A 14,119-nucleotide genomic window follows, 5' to 3' on the forward strand; every position below is an offset into this window, starting at 1 on the left:
GCCGCAACAAGCAGCCCGCTTGAGGAAAAGAAAGGCCCGCCGGCAAGAGAGCCGACGGGCCTTTTATGTCATCCGGTGGAATGGTCAGCCGATCAGAAGAAGCCGCGGCGCTGCCACCAGCCCGCCTTCTTCTTCTTGGGTGCGGCGGCTTCCTCGTCGTCGCTGGCCTCGGTGCCGTTTGAGACGACCACTGGATCGGGCTGCGCGCTCTCGGCTTCCTGCGGCGCATCGGCCGGCTCGGCAGCGACGACCGGCGCTTCGGCCTGCTCCTCGCTGGCACTGGCTTGCGGCGCCTTGGCAGCCTCTTCGACGGGTTCGCTCTTCTTGCGACGCGGTGCCCGTTTCCTCTTCGGCTTTTCCTCTACGCCGTCCGTGTCTGCCGGCGTGGCGCTGACGCTCTCGGATGGCTGCGATGCAGCGGCCGCGCTTTCGGGCGCATCCGCATTCGAATCGGCTGCCGGTGCCTGCTCTACCGCTGGCTCGGCTCGCGCCGTCGCATCGTCTGCCGCCTCGGTTGCGGATGCCGCGACAGGCTGGTCGTCGGCTGTCGTGTCGTTTGACTCTTCCGACGCGGCGCCCTCGTCGCCGTTGCGGTTGCGGCGGCCGCCCCGCTTGCCACGGCGGCGACGCTTCCTGGGCTTGTCACCGTCATCCTCGCCGCCATCCATTTGCGTGCGATCGCCGTTCTCCCCGTCGTCGGAGTCATCGTCCGAATCGCCTTTGGCCGACTGGGGCGCGTCACCGTCGCGGTTGCGGTCACGGCCGCCACGGCGCCGGCGGCGCCTTTTGCGGCGGCGCGGGTCGCCGTCGTTATCTTCCTCGCTCTCGCCGTCTCCGTCGCTGACGCGAGCGCGGGCAGGTGCGGTGCCTTCGGCCTCGTCGTCCTCGTCCCAGCTCGGCTCCGGCCCGGCATCGTCTTCCGGCTCGATATCGACGTTGACGATGTCGGCGATCTTGACCGGCGTTTCGACTGCCGTGCCCCGATCGATGGCCAGATGGGCCGAGCCGATCGTGTTGTCGGCCTCAATGACCACCGACACACCGAAGCGCCGTTCCATTTCGACAATGGTCTCGCGCTTGTGGTTGAGAACATAGAGCGCGGTGTCCGGCGTCGTGCGGACCGTGATGTTGTGCGTCGTCGACTTGAGCAGGTATTCCTCGATCGAGCGGATGACGTGCAGTGCGACAGACGATTGCGAGCGTACATGGCCGGTTCCACCGCAATGCTCGCAGACCTGTGTGGTCGATTCGAGCACCGATGCACGGATGCGCTGGCGCGACATCTCCAGAAGGCCGAAATGCGAGATGCGGCCGACCTGGATGCGCGCACGGTCGTTCTTCAGCGCGTCCTTCAGCCGCTTTTCCACCGAGCGGTTGTTGCGCTTTTCCTCCATGTCGATGAAGTCGACGACGATGAGGCCGGCAAGGTCGCGCAGACGAAGCTGGCGGGCGACCTCGTCGGCCGCTTCAAGGTTGGTCTGAAGCGCCGTGTCCTCGATCGAATGCTCCTTGGTGGAGCGGCCGGAGTTCACGTCGATGGCGACCAGCGCCTCGGTCTGGTTGATGATGATGTAGCCGCCCGATTTCAGCGTCACCTGCGGCTGCAGCATCCGGTCGAGCTGGGCCTCGATGCCCGAGCGCGAGAAGATCGGATGCACCTCGCGATAGGGCTGAACCACTTTGGCGTGGCTCGGCATCAGCATCTTCATGAAGTCCTTGGCTTCGCGGTAGCCTTCCTCGCCGGAGACGATGACTTCGGAAATGTCCTTGTTGTAGAGGTCGCGGATCGACCGCTTGATCAGCGAGCCTTCCTCGTAGACCAGGCATGGAGCCGTCGAGGCGAGCGTCAGATTGCGCACGTTTTCCCAAAGCCGCATCAGATATTCGAAGTCGCGCTTGACCTCTGCCTTGGTGCGGTTGGCACCGGCTGTGCGCAGGATGACGCCCATGCCTTGCGGTACTTCAAGGCCCTTGGCGATCTCCTTGAGGCGCTTGCGGTCCGCGACATTGGTGATCTTGCGCGAAATGCCGCCGCCACGGGCCGTGTTCGGCATGAGCACCGAATAACGTCCGGCCAGCGACAGATAGGTCGTCAGCGCCGCGCCCTTGTTGCCGCGCTCTTCCTTGACGACCTGCACAAGCAGAATCTGACGCCGCTTGATGACTTCCTGGATCCGGTATTGCTTGCGCGGCTTGCGGGCTACCGAGCGATCGGGAACCTCCTCCAGCGCGTCTTCGGCGCCGACCGATTCGACCTTGCCGTTCTGTTCGTCGTCCTGGTCCTCATTGCGACCGCGACGCCTTGATTTGCGCCGATTGCCAGAGCGTTCCTCGGCCGAATCATCGTCGTCCGCATCGCTTGCGTCGTCGTCTTCGTCCGACTGGCGCGTGACCGCGACCGTTTGCTGGCTGGCCTTGCCCTCGACATGCTTGGCAGCTTCCAGGTCGACCTCGCCGGGGTCGCGCTCCTCGTCGTCGCCATCAATTCCGGGCGCCGGTTCGGAAACCGATTCGGTCTCCACCATGGCCGCCATTTCGCCGCGGCCGCCGGTGCCGCCGCTCTCGTCGTCGCTGCCGCTGTTGCCACCGTCGGCGCCATCGGCGTCATCATCGGACGATGCCTCGAGATCCTTGACAGCGCCTTCCAGTTCTTCGTTGTCGCTCTTCTTGCGCGGCTTGCGGCTGCGCTTCGGCTTTGATTTGCCGCGCGCTGCGCGAGCTGGCGTCTCTTCATCAGGCTCCTCGGCGCTCTCTCCTGCCGCTGCCGGCGCCTCGACGTCGTCATCCTCGTCATTTTCCGAACGCGCCCGCTCAGCCTCTGCTTCGGCTTCCGCCGCGAGCAATGCTTGCCGGTCGGCGAGGGGGATCTGGTAATAGTCGGGGTGGATTTCGGAGAAGGCCAGGAAGCCGTGCCGGTTGCCGCCGTAGTCGACAAAAGCGGCCTGGAGGGAAGGTTCGACCCGTGTCACCTTGGCCAGGTAGATATTGCCGCGCAGCTGCTTCTTGTGCTGCGATTCGAAGTCGAACTCTTCTATGCGGTTTCCGCGAACGACGACGACGCGTGTCTCTTCCTCGTGGGACGCGTCGATAAGCATCTTGTCTGCCATTGCAAATGCGCTCCTCGGCCAGCGTCGTTCGGCCGCGGACCAAGGCCGGGCGGTCCCGTCAGGGAGCCTCCCGAACCTGAGGGAACGTCGAACGTGCTGCCGGAATAAGTGCTTTCCGCCGGTCGCGTTGCCGCCTGCAGCGGTGCGAGGAAGGCGACCGCGGCATCGGGCCGCGTGCTCTTGCCTGTCACCGATTTGTTCTGCAGCACCATGGATGGACCGAACGTGAAAGCGCGTTTTCAGATGATCCCTGGCGGGATCGATGAAATGCCCGATCACGGGCGTTGTTTCGGCCGGTTGGCCAATATCGATGCCCGTCTCTGTCCGGGCGAATTCGAAATCGTCTTCTGAGAAAGCGGGGCGGACGGACGTCGGATGCCAGCGTTTCGGGGCGCTACGATCCCAATAAAAACGATGGGATGGCTGCCTTCCGGGGCCGCTCGCTATCCCGTCATCGTCCCATTTCCTCATCCTGCTTTTATGTATTCGCTGCTTATGAAGCAAGGAAATAAATCAGCGGCTTGCGAAGGACGGATGGCCGAAGGGGCGTCAGTTTGCGGCATGACATTTACTTGATCGCCGCGCGGTGCTTTCCCCGTCAGGAATGATTAACCATACTCTGCAACCCTGCTATGCGCGAGTCGCGACATGCGCCGAGCTAACGGCGCCGGCAGGACGAGGGCAGGTAAATAGGGTGATCGGCGTGGGTGCGCGCAAGACGCATGGATTTGGGTCAGGATGGGGTGCTGCGTTGCTGGTCGCGGCGCTGGCTGTGGTCATTGCATTGTCGCCGCCCGCGCAGGCAGCCGATGGAGTGGCCAAGGGCGATAGCCACCTTGCCTTCGCGGCACGCATCGCCGGCGATCAGATGCGCACGCGCGTGGTGATCGATTTTGAGAGCGAGCCGAGCTATTCGGTCCACTATCTCGACGATCCGGCGCGCGTCATCATTGATCTTCCCGAAACGATCTTCGGTTTCGATGACGATGCACTGGAGCCGCGCGGCTTGTTCAGGGCGATTCGCTACGGTGCGATGGGGCCCGGACGGTCGCGAATGGTCCTGTCCGCTGTTGGCCCGGTCGAACTCGAAATGATGACGGTCGAGCCGCGCGAGGACGGACGCGGTCACCGGCTGGTGTTCGACGCGGTGGCAACCAGCGATAGGCGCTTTGCCGAACTCGTGTCGCAACAGGACTGGCAGCCGACGGGATCGACCGCGCAGGGCGACGAAGTGGTGGACACGAACGGACCGACCGGACGCAAGCCCTTCACCATCGTGCTCGATCCCGGTCACGGCGGTATCGACACCGGTGCGCGCGGCCAGGCCGGCACGGAAGAAAAGGACGTGACGCTCGCCTTCGCCAAGGCGATCGCGGCGGAGCTGGCCACATTCGAGAATATTCGCGTGGTGCTGACGCGCGAGGACGACCGCTTCATTCCGCTTGCCGGCCGTGTCCGCATTGCCCGACAGCACGAGGCCGACCTGATGATGTCGGTGCATGCCGATTCGATCCGCCTGCCGGATATCCGTGGCGCGACCGTCTATACGCTTTCCGACAAGGCGTCGGACCGCATGGCCGCCGAACTGGCGCGTCAGGAAAACAGCGTCGATGAACTGGCGGGCGTGGCCGCGACGGAGGAAACGGCGGATGTCGCCGATATTCTGATGGACCTGACCCGCCGTGAAACGCAGGTCTTCTCCATCGGTCTGGCGCGATCTGTCCTCGATTCGCTCCGCGGTGAGATCCGGCTGATCAACAACGCCCACCGTTTCGCCGGTTTCAGCGTTCTGAGGGCACACGACGTGCCGTCCCTGCTGGTCGAGCTCGGCTATCTTTCCAATCGACAGGACGAGCGGCTCTTGAATGATCCGGCCTGGCGCCAGCAGACGGCGCGCCTTCTCGCAAAGGCGATTCAGCACTTTCGCGAGCAGATTTACACGGCGGCAAAGGATTTGTGAAACGCGACCCGGCACGGTATGCTGTGACCGCCGGGTAACACCGATGCAAGAAGGTGGCGCGTGCCGGCGCGATCGGGCTTCCAAGCCCTATTTTGTGCACATTCGCCTGACTAGAGGACAGGGATGACTCCCTTGCCGATCCGGGCCGAAGCAGCGATAGGAAGAGCGGACCGGACGTGGAGTCCCGTGCGCGCTCGGACACGGACGGAATCACAAACTCGCGCGAACGCCGGTCCGGCGTTGGCTCCGACCCCGCGATGGTCGACGGCAATAGAACAGGAACGGGTCCGGTAGACGCGACATGATCAGACTGATTGGATATTTCTTCGGCATCGGGACCGTTTTCGCGCTGATGGCTGCCGCCGGCCTTGCTTGGTATCTCGCGGACGTCACCGAGGATCTGCCCGACTACGAAGTGCTTGCCAGCTACGAGCCGCCGGTGACGACACGCTTCCATGCGGCCAACGGCGAGCTGATGGGCGAGTACGCGCGCGAACGGCGCCTTTTCCTGCCGATCCAGGCCGTGCCTGACCGCGTCAAGGCGGCCTTCCTTTCGGCCGAGGACAAGAACTTCTACTCGCACCCTGGCATCGACCCGATCGGGCTCGTGCGCGCCGTTGTCACCAACGTCCAGAATCTCGGCACGGGGCGGCGCCCGGTCGGCGCATCGACGATCACGCAGCAGGTCGCCAAGAACTTCCTGCTCACTGCCGACCAGACCATCGACCGCAAGGTCAAGGAAGCGATCCTTTCCTTCCGTATCGAGCAGGCCTACTCGAAGGACAAGATTCTCGAGCTCTACCTGAACGAGATCTTCTTCGGCTATGGCGCCTACGGTATCGCCGGCGCCGCGCTCTCCTATTTCGACAAGTCGGTCAACGAACTGACGATCGCCGAGGCAGCCTATCTCGCCGCGCTCCCGAAGGCGCCCGCGAACTATCACCCTTACCGCGAGACCGAGCGCGCGACGGAGCGACGGAACTGGGTGATCGATCGGATGCAGGAAAACGGCTACATCAGCGCCGACGAGGCGCTTGAGGCAAAGAACACGCCGCTTGAAGTCGTGCCGCGCTCCTCCGGATCGATGGTTGCCGCCTCGGAGTATTTCGCCGAGGAGGTACGCCGCCAGATCGTCGATCGGTACGGTACCGATGCGCTCTATGAAGGCGGGTTGTCGGTCCGTACGACGCTCAACCCGGATATGCAGCTCGCCGCGCGGGCAGCGTTGCGCCGCGGCCTCATTTCCTACGACGAAAGCCGCGGTTACCGTGGGCCGATCGAGACCGTCGACATTTCGGATGACTGGGGTGTCGCGGTCAGCGAGATCGAGCCGCTGGAAGACGTCGCTGCCTGGAACGTTGCCGTGGTGCTGGAAGTCAGCGAAACCGGCGCGACAATTGGATTGCGTCCCGACGCGACCGGCGCCGGCGGGATTTCCGAGGAGCGCGAGACGGCCACCTTGCCGGCATCGGGGATGGAGTGGGCTTATCGCCAGAATATCGACGGCGAGACCTCGACCGCAAGCAGCCCCGCGGGTGTGCTGGAAGCGGGCGACGTCGTCTATGTCGAGGAGCAGGACTCGGGCTACCGCCTTCGTCAGCCGCCGCAGGTGCAGGGTGCGCTTGTCGCCATGGACCCGCATACGGGCCGGGTGCTGGCGCTGACCGGTGGCTTTTCCTACGCGCAGTCGGAGTTCAACCGGGCGACGCAGGCCATGCGCCAGCCAGGCTCGGCCTTCAAGCCGTTCGTTTACGCGGCTGCGCTCGACAACGGCTATACGCCCGCCTCGGTGATTCTGGACGCGCCGATCGAGATCGTATCGGGCAACGAGATATGGCGGCCTAAGAACTATGGCGGCGAATCGGCCGGCCCATCGACGCTGCGCCTCGGCATCGAGCGCTCGCGCAACCTGATGACCGTGCGCCTGGCCCAGGACATGGGCATGGATCTGGTCGCTGAATACTCCGAGCGGTTCGGCATCTATGACGACCTGATGCCGTTCCTGCCGATGTCGCTCGGCGCCGGCGAAACGACCGTCCTCAAGCTCGTCAGTGCGTATTCGGTGATCGCCAACGGCGGCAAGCAGATACAGCCTTCGTTGATCGACCGCATCCAGGACCGCTACGGGCGCACCGTATTCCGTCATGAGGAGCGTGTGTGCGAGACGTGTGAAGCGCGCGAGTGGCAAGGTCAGGAAGAGCCGGTGATCGCGGACAACCGCGAGCAGGTTCTGGACCCGATGACGGCCTATCAGATGACGTCGATGCTGGAGGGTGTCGTCACGCGCGGCACCGCAGCGAGCGCCGTCAACCTGAACCGTCCGACCGCCGGCAAGACCGGCACCACCAACGAAGAAAAGGACGCCTGGTTCGTCGGCTATACGCCCGACCTCGTCACCGGCGTCTTCATCGGTTACGACAACCCGCGCCCGATGGGCCGCGGCTCGACCGGCGGTGGCCTCGCCGCACCCGTGTTCAACGAGTTCATGAACGAAGTACTGGAAGACGTGCCGCCTGCCGACTTCCGGGTGCCGGAGGGTCTCAACCTTATCGCAATCCACCGTTCAAATGGCATGGCCGCGAATGGCGCCACCGGCGGGGACGTGATCATGGAGGCCTTCAAGCCTGGAACCGGTCCGGCCGAGAACTTTTACGTCATCGGTGAACTCGACACGTACCAGACGAGCGAGGAGATCATTCAGACGTCGCCCCAGGCCAACCGCGCCGTGACCTCCGGTTCCGGGGGGCTCTACTGATCCGTCCGCTTTTGTGGCGAGGCCGGCCCGTGAGCCCGCAAGGGCTTTACATCGGCAGGGGGCGCAACTAGGTTCCGCCGCACTCGCCAAGTACCAAATTCTCGACAAGGTGACCTTCAAGTCCCATGCGCTCAGAAACCGCATCAATCGTCGACGACATCAGGCAGGGGTTGGCCCTGCTGAGGAGGCATCTTTGACTGGGATGCAGCTGTCAAACGTCTCGACTATCTGAATCACAAATCCGAAGACGCCTCGCTTTGGAATGATCCGCAGGAAGCCCAGAAACTGATGCGTGAGCGTCAGTCGCTGGAGGATTCCATAACCGGCATCCGCGCGCTGGAAGCCTCGCTCGACGACAACCTCGCCTTGATTGAACTCGGTGAGGAAGAGGAGGACGAGGACCTCGTCCGCGAAGCCGAAGAGCAGATGAAGGCAATGCGCGAGGAGCTCGATCGCCGGCAGATCGAGGCGCTGCTCGCGGGCGAGGCCGATTCCAACGACACCTATCTTGAAATCCACTCCGGCGCCGGCGGTACCGAGAGCCAGGACTGGGCGAACATGCTGCTGCGCATGTATACGCGCTGGGCAGAGCGGCGGAAATTCAAGGTGGAGGTGATGGAAGTGCATGACGGCGAGGAAGCCGGCATCAAATCCGCCACGCTGCTGATCAAGGGCCACAATGCCTATGGATGGCTGAAGACCGAATCGGGTGTTCACCGCCTCGTTCGCATTTCGCCCTTCGACAGTCAGGCACGGCGCCACACGTCTTTCTCGAGCGCCTGGGTCTATCCCGTCATCGACGATTCCATCGAGATCGACGTCAACGAATCCGATTGCCGGATCGATACCTACCGTTCGTCGGGTGCTGGCGGCCAGCACGTCAACACGACCGATTCGGCGGTGCGCATCACGCACATTCCGACGGGGATCGTTGTTCAGTGCCAGCAGGAGCGCTCGCAGCACAAGAACCGCGAAAAGGCCTGGGCGATGCTGCGCGCGCGGCTGTATGAGGCCGAATTGCAAAAGCGCGAGGAAGCGGCCAGCGCGACCGAAGCCTCGAAGACCGACATCGGCTGGGGCCACCAGATCCGTTCCTATATCCTGCAGCCCTATCAGCTCGTCAAGGACTTGCGGACCGGCGTGGAAAGCACCAGCCCTCAGGACGTGCTCGACGGCAAGCTGGACGACTTCATGGAGGCGGCGCTGGCGCATCGGGTGGAAGGCGGCGAGGGGGCCGTGCAGGATATCGACTGAACGGGCCTTCCTGCGCGGCGGCAATGATGGCCGCAGCTGATCACGTTCCGGCGGTCAGTTGCTCGCGGCGTTCACGCTGACTTCGCCGAACTCATCGATGAAAAGTTCCCACATGTCCGGCTCGGCTGCCTCCCGGTCCGACTTCATGTAGATGAAGGCGGTGAAACCGGGCGTCGCGGCGGCGCCGGTCGCGTTCTCCGGCCGCATGTCGGTGATATACCCCGCCGCTTCGCCGATTGCCTCGATTTCCCGGGTTTCCAGCACCGCTGGTCCGTCCGCGCCAAGCGCGATTTGCTGCAGATAGAGGCGCGAGGTGTCATCCTCGGCGCGATAGGCGATGGTCCGATAATAGCCACGTTGCGCCGCGCCCTCGTCCGCCTGCGCGTCGTCACCGCCGGTCTCTTGCGGGGCTTCCCAGTATCCACCGCTGATGGTGAAGAGAATGCGCGGACTGAGCTTGTTGATGAGATCCTCATCGGCGAAGGCGCTGCCCGAAGCTGCGAGGATCAGGATGAGCGCGCCTGCACCGCGCCGCATCATCGGAAGAACAGCCGTCGAATGGACTTTGCCGAGTGCACTGTATCGCGCAAGAATCATCCTCCAGTCCTCCGCATCGATCATCCATGCGAAGTAAAGGTAATACAATCGCCCGCGGGATCAACGATATCGCTCCGCGCCGGAGGCTCCGTCAGTAGAGAAACTGCTCGGCAAGAATCCGATCGTCCCAGGAATGATCGGGATCGGACAACAATTTCACCGTCGTTCCGGCCGATTCGAAAATGCGGACCTTGCGAACCGATTTTACCTCGGTGTTGTCGGCGACCGCATTGACGGGGCGCTTGTCGCGTTCGAGGACCTCGATTTCCACGCTCGCCCGGTTCGACAGGAGCGCGCCGCGCCAGCGCCGCGGCCGAAACGCGCTGACCGGCGTCAGGGCAAGCAGCGGCGCCTGCAGCGGCAGGATCGGCCCATGGGCCGAAAGGTTGTAGGCCGTCGATCCTGCGGGCGTCGCCACCATGAGGCCATCGCATACGAGTTCCTCGAGCCGCGTACGCCCGTCGATGCTCACCTTGAGCTTGGCGGCCTGATAGGATTGCCTCAGCACCGAGACCTCGTTGATCGCAAAGGCGTGAGTCTCGCGTCCGTCTTCGCCGGTCGCGACCATTTCGAGAGGGTGGATCGCGCTCTCCACCGCAGCCTCGATACGCTCGCGAAGCCCCTCGATCCGGTACTCGTTCATGAGGAAGCCGGTAGACCCCCGGTTCATGCCGTACAGCACCTTGTCGGAATTCATCATCCGGTGCAGCGTCTGGAGCATGAAGCCGTCGCCGCCGAGCGCGACGATAACGTCGGCCGTTTCTGGTTCCACCTGTCCGTAGGCCGCCGAAAGCTCCCGTTCCGCCGCGCGAGCTTCCGGCGCCGAACTTGAAATGAAGGCCAGCCTGGCCGTCCGTCGCGTCATTGATCGATATTCCTCCGCACGCCGCGCGCACATTGGCCGGGTGAAGCGCGCGCGGCAAGAAGCGGCGGCAAAGAAAGGATGCATTTTCGCGATGGTGGAATGCCCATTTGTATTTTACACGCGCGACAGGTGTGATAATGAGCCGGCCGTGCCCTTGTAGCTCAGTTGGTAGAGCAACTGATTTGTAATCAGTGGGTCGGGAGTTCGAGTCTCTCCGGGGGCACCATTTTCCACGTCGCCGCCATGTCTGGATCGTCAGCGCGCATCACTTGCGGGCTCGCCGGGCAATGGCGCCGTCATTCACCGTGGCTGCGGCGGTAGCTGTGCCAACTGACCGGTATTGAAGCAAAGTACCCAAGGGTCGCCGCCAGCAACGCCGAGCGGGGAGCGATCGCAGCGAAAACGATCAGCCCGGCCATCGCAGCGATCACCAGTCGGCGCTGTGCACGCGCGGCTGGCAGCTTCCAGCACTTTCCCGAATAGGTCGGAACGGTGGAGACCATGAGCAGCGCGATCGCGCCGATATAGGCCGCAATCAGCGTCGAGGCGTCTGCTGTCGACTGAGCGTCGATGAGATAGGTCGGGGCCAGGACTGCGATCGCAGCGCAGGGTGTCGGCATGCCGATGAAATAATTTCGCTGCCAGGCCTCTTTGTCTTCGCCGGCCGAGGTGTTGAAGCGGGCAAGTCGCATCGCTGAGGCGAGGGCAAACGTCATCAGGCAGAGATGCAGGAAATGCGGAGCGCTCTCACCGGCCCAGACGAAGATGAGGGCGACTGGCGCAACGCCGAAACTCAGGAAATCGGCCAGACTGTCGAACTCCTCACCGAAGCGAGACGCGACGCCGAAGCGGCGCGCCAGGCGGCCGTCGCAACCATCGAGAATGGCGGCGATGCATATCGCGATCACCGCCGAAACGAATGCCCCTTCAAGTGAGAACCTGATGGACAAAAGGCCGAAGCATAACGCGGCGGCCGTCACGACATTGGGCAGCCACCGGAGCCAGCGCGCCGGCATAGTGGTTCCGCTATCTGGAAGGGGGGCGAGCATCCAAAGCTCCTTCTTGCTCCAGGCGCCTGCATCGGCTGCGCCAAGGCGGAAAGAAGAAAGTGTTGTTCTGCTGGGTGAATGCCGCAAGCCATCCGATCGGAGAGGGCCTTAAGCCTTGGGAATCATCCCTGGATGCCGCCGGTCGATGTCATCTGCGCAAGCTATCGATGCTTTCCATGGGGCGCGTGCCGAAAGTGGAAGCAATTTTACCCTAGAAAGAGAGGGGTATTGTCAATTAGAGAAGTTGCATATTTCAGCGTATCGACCAAGAAAGTGCCATAACGGCAACAGTCGCCAGGCGTTTCATCTTGGGCGACGCTGTGTGATTGCTCGATTAAGATCTTTCGCGGATAGTCTTGCCAGGCCGGACAGCCCAAATGGTCTGAGGAGATTTACAGGCGATGAAACGATTGGTTCTTTCCCTTGCGGCTGTTGCTTTTGCCGCGCCTGCCGTGGCTGCTGACGCCGTGGTGTATAACGAACCGGCCCCGCCGGCAGCGCCGATGGAGATGGCCCGCGACTGGAGCGGCTTCTTCGTGGGTGTGCATGCGGGTGGCGCATTCAATCCCGACACCGGTGTGCTCACCTTCGATCGTGATGGCGATGGCATCTTCGGCGATACGATCCCGACGGCGACCGGCAGCTCGGCATTCGGCAACAATTTCGATGGCGCGTTCGACTCCGGTTTCGTCGGTGGCGCGCATGTCGGTTACGATCAGCAGTTCGGCAGCATCATCGTCGGTGGTGTCCTCGACATCACGGCGACAGATATCGGCGACACGCAGAGCGGCTTCTCCACAACGCCGGCGTTCTACACGGTTCAGCGTGAACTCGACTATTACGCAACGGCAAGGCTGCGGCTGGGCTATGCGGTCAATGACCGCTTCATGGTCTACGGCACGGGCGGTGTCGCTTATGGCGATATCGACTACAGCTACCTGTCCGACACGCCGGCAACGGTCGAGCCTTATGGCGGTGACGACGACGACTTCGGGTATGTCGTCGGCGCGGGTGCCGAAACCATGGTCACCGACATGATATCGCTCGGCGTCGAGTATCAGTACGTCAATCTCGGTGACAGCGATTTCGGTGCAAACCTCAGCGGCGTCGCGCCGTTCTCGGGCGCTGGCTCCGCCGGCTTCACCAATTCGGTTGGCACCAAGGACGATTTCGACTTCCACACCATCCAGGTGAAGATGTCGCTTCGCTTCTGAGGACCGGACAATTATGCCAGACGCCGCCGGATCAGCCGATCCGGCGGCGTCTTCCATTATCGGGCAACACGTTCGTGTGATGGCGGATCGGATGGCCGTCTGGTCCATTGATGTCGCATCTCAAATGCAAAGCAAGGAGTGCGACATGAGCAGCACCGGTGACAAGATTTCCGGCCTGGCAAATCAGGCCGCCGGCAAGGTGAAGCAGGCAGCCGGCAAGGCCACTGGCTCGGAAAAGCTTCGGGCCGAAGGCGTCGCGCAGGAGGTCAAGGGCCACGCCCAGGAGACCAAGGGTGACGCGAAGGGCGCTGTGAAAAAGGCGATCGACCGCGCCTGAGTTTGAGGCCGATGATCGGCGGGCGGAGACGAAGGCTCTCGCCCGCTTTTCGCGTCAGCTTCCCAGATGGCGGCGCGCTGCATAAAGGGCAATCGCGGTCGCGTTCGACACGTTGAGCGACTTGATCGGTCCGGGCATGTCGAGGCGCGCAAGCGCTGTGGCGGTGTCGCGTGTCTTCTGGCGCAGACCCTTACCTTCCGCGCCAAAGACCAGCGCGATCCGGTCACCCTGAAAAACGTCTTCCAGGGGAGCGTCCGCTTCCGAATCCAGTCCGATCGTCACGAAACCCAGATCGGCCAATTCCTTGAGCGCATCGGCAAGGTTGGTGATCTGGATATAGGGCATGTGCTCGAGCGCGCCGGATGCAGATTTCGCCAGAACGCCGGACTCCTGCGGGCTGTGGCGCATCGTCGTGATGACGGCCCCGGCCTCGAAAGCAACGGCCGAGCGCATGATGGCACCGACATTGTGCGGATCGGTCACCTGGTCGAGCACGACGATGAGCGGCCGGTTCTTCAGATCCGAAAGCCTGCGCACGGGAAGTGGCTTTGCCTCGATCATCACGCCCTGATGCGTCGCATCGCCGCCGAGTGCACGGTCGATGACGCTCGGATGGACGACTTCGACGGGAAAGGGCAGGGACGCCGGATCGTCGACATCAAGGCGCATCAGTGCGTTCTTCGTCACGAGCATGCGTTCGATGGTCCGCGCCGGATTGCTCATCGCTGCGCGGACCGTATGCAGGCCATAGAGATGAACACGCTCGGGCGGCTGCGGCGGCCCGCCGGGGGAAGGCTTGCTGGCCGTTGCCTTCTGGTCCCGGTGCGTGCGGCGCAGATTGGCGTAATGCGTGTCACGCGGCGTATGGCTGGCGGGTGATCGTGGCGGCTTGCTGGCGGTCATGGCGCGCTTATAGACCCACCGGACCGCTTGGCAAACCATTCCGTGAAGGTGCAAGGCCGACGATGGAGGGAACCACGC

Annotated in this window: 11 protein-coding genes and 1 tRNA gene; 7 read left to right on the top strand and 5 right to left on the bottom strand. The window is 63.1% G+C overall.

Annotation, left to right across the window (positions count from 1 at the left end; translation table 11 throughout):
• Positions 1-92: 92 nt before the first annotated feature.
• Positions 93-3,107 carry a ribonuclease E/G gene (locus CN673_RS09655; protein WP_099866022.1) on the bottom strand — a complete coding sequence of 1,005 codons (3,015 nt, stop codon included), beginning with the start codon at positions 3,105-3,107 and terminating at the stop codon, positions 93-95.
• A 225-nt stretch (positions 3,108-3,332) separates the two neighbouring features.
• Here CN673_RS09655 and CN673_RS21460 point away from each other — a divergent pair, with 225 nt between their 5' ends.
• From CN673_RS21460 to prfB, 4 genes are all read left to right on the top strand, one after another.
• Positions 3,333-3,458 (top strand): hypothetical protein, encoded by a 126-nt coding sequence (locus CN673_RS21460; RefSeq protein WP_280951173.1) that lies wholly within the window; start codon positions 3,333-3,335, stop codon positions 3,456-3,458.
• 352 nt (positions 3,459-3,810) lie between these two features.
• The gene (locus CN673_RS09665; RefSeq protein ID WP_245409844.1) at positions 3,811-5,067 is read left to right on the top strand and encodes an N-acetylmuramoyl-L-alanine amidase; all 1,257 of its coding nucleotides are present in this window, start codon (positions 3,811-3,813) and stop codon (positions 5,065-5,067) included.
• 301 nt (positions 5,068-5,368) lie between these two features.
• Positions 5,369-7,822 carry a penicillin-binding protein 1A gene (locus CN673_RS09670; protein ID WP_099866025.1) on the top strand — a complete coding sequence of 818 codons (2,454 nt, stop codon included), beginning with the start codon at positions 5,369-5,371 and terminating at the stop codon, positions 7,820-7,822.
• Between the two features lie 125 nt (positions 7,823-7,947).
• Positions 7,948-9,076 (top strand): peptide chain release factor 2 gene (gene prfB, locus CN673_RS09675; RefSeq protein ID WP_198585963.1). Its coding sequence is split into 2 segments (ribosomal slippage): positions 7,948-8,016 and positions 8,018-9,076, totalling 1,128 coding nucleotides; the frame shifts between segments, so codons are not numbered across the junction.
• A 54-nt stretch (positions 9,077-9,130) separates the two neighbouring features.
• Here the strand turns inward: prfB and CN673_RS09680 are convergent.
• Both CN673_RS09680 and CN673_RS09685 read right to left on the bottom strand, forming a co-directional pair.
• Positions 9,131-9,673: a hypothetical protein gene (locus CN673_RS09680; protein WP_157928849.1), complete on the bottom strand. Its 543-nt coding sequence runs from the start codon at positions 9,671-9,673 to the stop codon at positions 9,131-9,133.
• A gap of 91 nt (positions 9,674-9,764) precedes the next feature.
• Complete coding sequence (locus CN673_RS09685) at positions 9,765-10,538, bottom strand: NAD kinase (protein WP_099866028.1); 774 nt, start codon at positions 10,536-10,538, stop codon at positions 9,765-9,767.
• Positions 10,539-10,688: 150 nt separating this feature from the next.
• Between CN673_RS09685 and CN673_RS09690 the strand changes: the two genes are divergently transcribed.
• Positions 10,689-10,764, top strand: a tRNA-Thr gene (locus CN673_RS09690).
• A 70-nt stretch (positions 10,765-10,834) separates the two neighbouring features.
• On the opposite strand, the gene pssA is transcribed toward CN673_RS09690, so the two are convergent.
• A complete protein-coding gene (gene pssA / locus CN673_RS09695; RefSeq protein ID WP_099866029.1) occupies positions 10,835-11,587 on the bottom strand; it encodes a CDP-diacylglycerol--serine O-phosphatidyltransferase in 753 nt (250 codons plus the stop codon).
• A 401-nt stretch (positions 11,588-11,988) separates the two neighbouring features.
• On the opposite strand from pssA, the gene CN673_RS09700 reads away from it, so the two are divergent.
• Together CN673_RS09700 and CN673_RS09705 are read left to right on the top strand one after the other, a co-directional pair.
• A complete protein-coding gene (locus tag CN673_RS09700; RefSeq protein ID WP_099866030.1) occupies positions 11,989-12,801 on the top strand; it encodes an outer membrane protein in 813 nt (270 codons plus the stop codon).
• 91 nt (positions 12,802-12,892) lie between these two features.
• Positions 12,893-13,138 carry a CsbD family protein gene (locus tag CN673_RS09705; protein WP_370853020.1) on the top strand — a complete coding sequence of 82 codons (246 nt, stop codon included), beginning with the start codon at positions 12,893-12,895 and terminating at the stop codon, positions 13,136-13,138.
• Positions 13,139-13,192: 54 nt separating this feature from the next.
• Here the strand turns inward: CN673_RS09705 and CN673_RS09710 are convergent, their stop codons facing one another.
• A complete protein-coding gene (locus tag CN673_RS09710; protein ID WP_099866145.1) occupies positions 13,193-14,041 on the bottom strand; it encodes a TrmH family RNA methyltransferase in 849 nt (282 codons plus the stop codon).
• Positions 14,042-14,119: the final 78 nt, after the last annotated feature.

It is taken from the genome of Neopararhizobium haloflavum, assembly GCF_002750855.1.
GTDB classification, from domain to species: Bacteria; Pseudomonadota; Alphaproteobacteria; order Rhizobiales; family Rhizobiaceae; genus Georhizobium; species Georhizobium haloflavum.

Coding starts and splice junctions, on each gene's coding strand:
- CN673_RS09705 (WP_370853020.1), top strand. CDS start 12,893: ATGGCCGTCTGGTCCATTGATGTCGCATCTCAAATGCAAAGCAAGGAG.
- CN673_RS09670 (WP_099866025.1), top strand. CDS start 5,369: ATGATCAGACTGATTGGATATTTCTTCGGCATCGGGACCGTTTTCGCG.
- pssA (WP_099866029.1), bottom strand. CDS start 11,587: ATGCTCGCCCCCCTTCCAGATAGCGGAACCACTATGCCGGCGCGCTGG.
- CN673_RS09700 (WP_099866030.1), top strand. CDS start 11,989: ATGAAACGATTGGTTCTTTCCCTTGCGGCTGTTGCTTTTGCCGCGCCT.
- CN673_RS09655 (WP_099866022.1), bottom strand. CDS start 3,107: ATGGCAGACAAGATGCTTATCGACGCGTCCCACGAGGAAGAGACACGC.
- CN673_RS09685 (WP_099866028.1), bottom strand. CDS start 10,538: ATGACGCGACGGACGGCCAGGCTGGCCTTCATTTCAAGTTCGGCGCCG.
- CN673_RS09680 (WP_157928849.1), bottom strand. CDS start 9,673: ATGATTCTTGCGCGATACAGTGCACTCGGCAAAGTCCATTCGACGGCT.
- CN673_RS09710 (WP_099866145.1), bottom strand. CDS start 14,041: ATGACCGCCAGCAAGCCGCCACGATCACCCGCCAGCCATACGCCGCGT.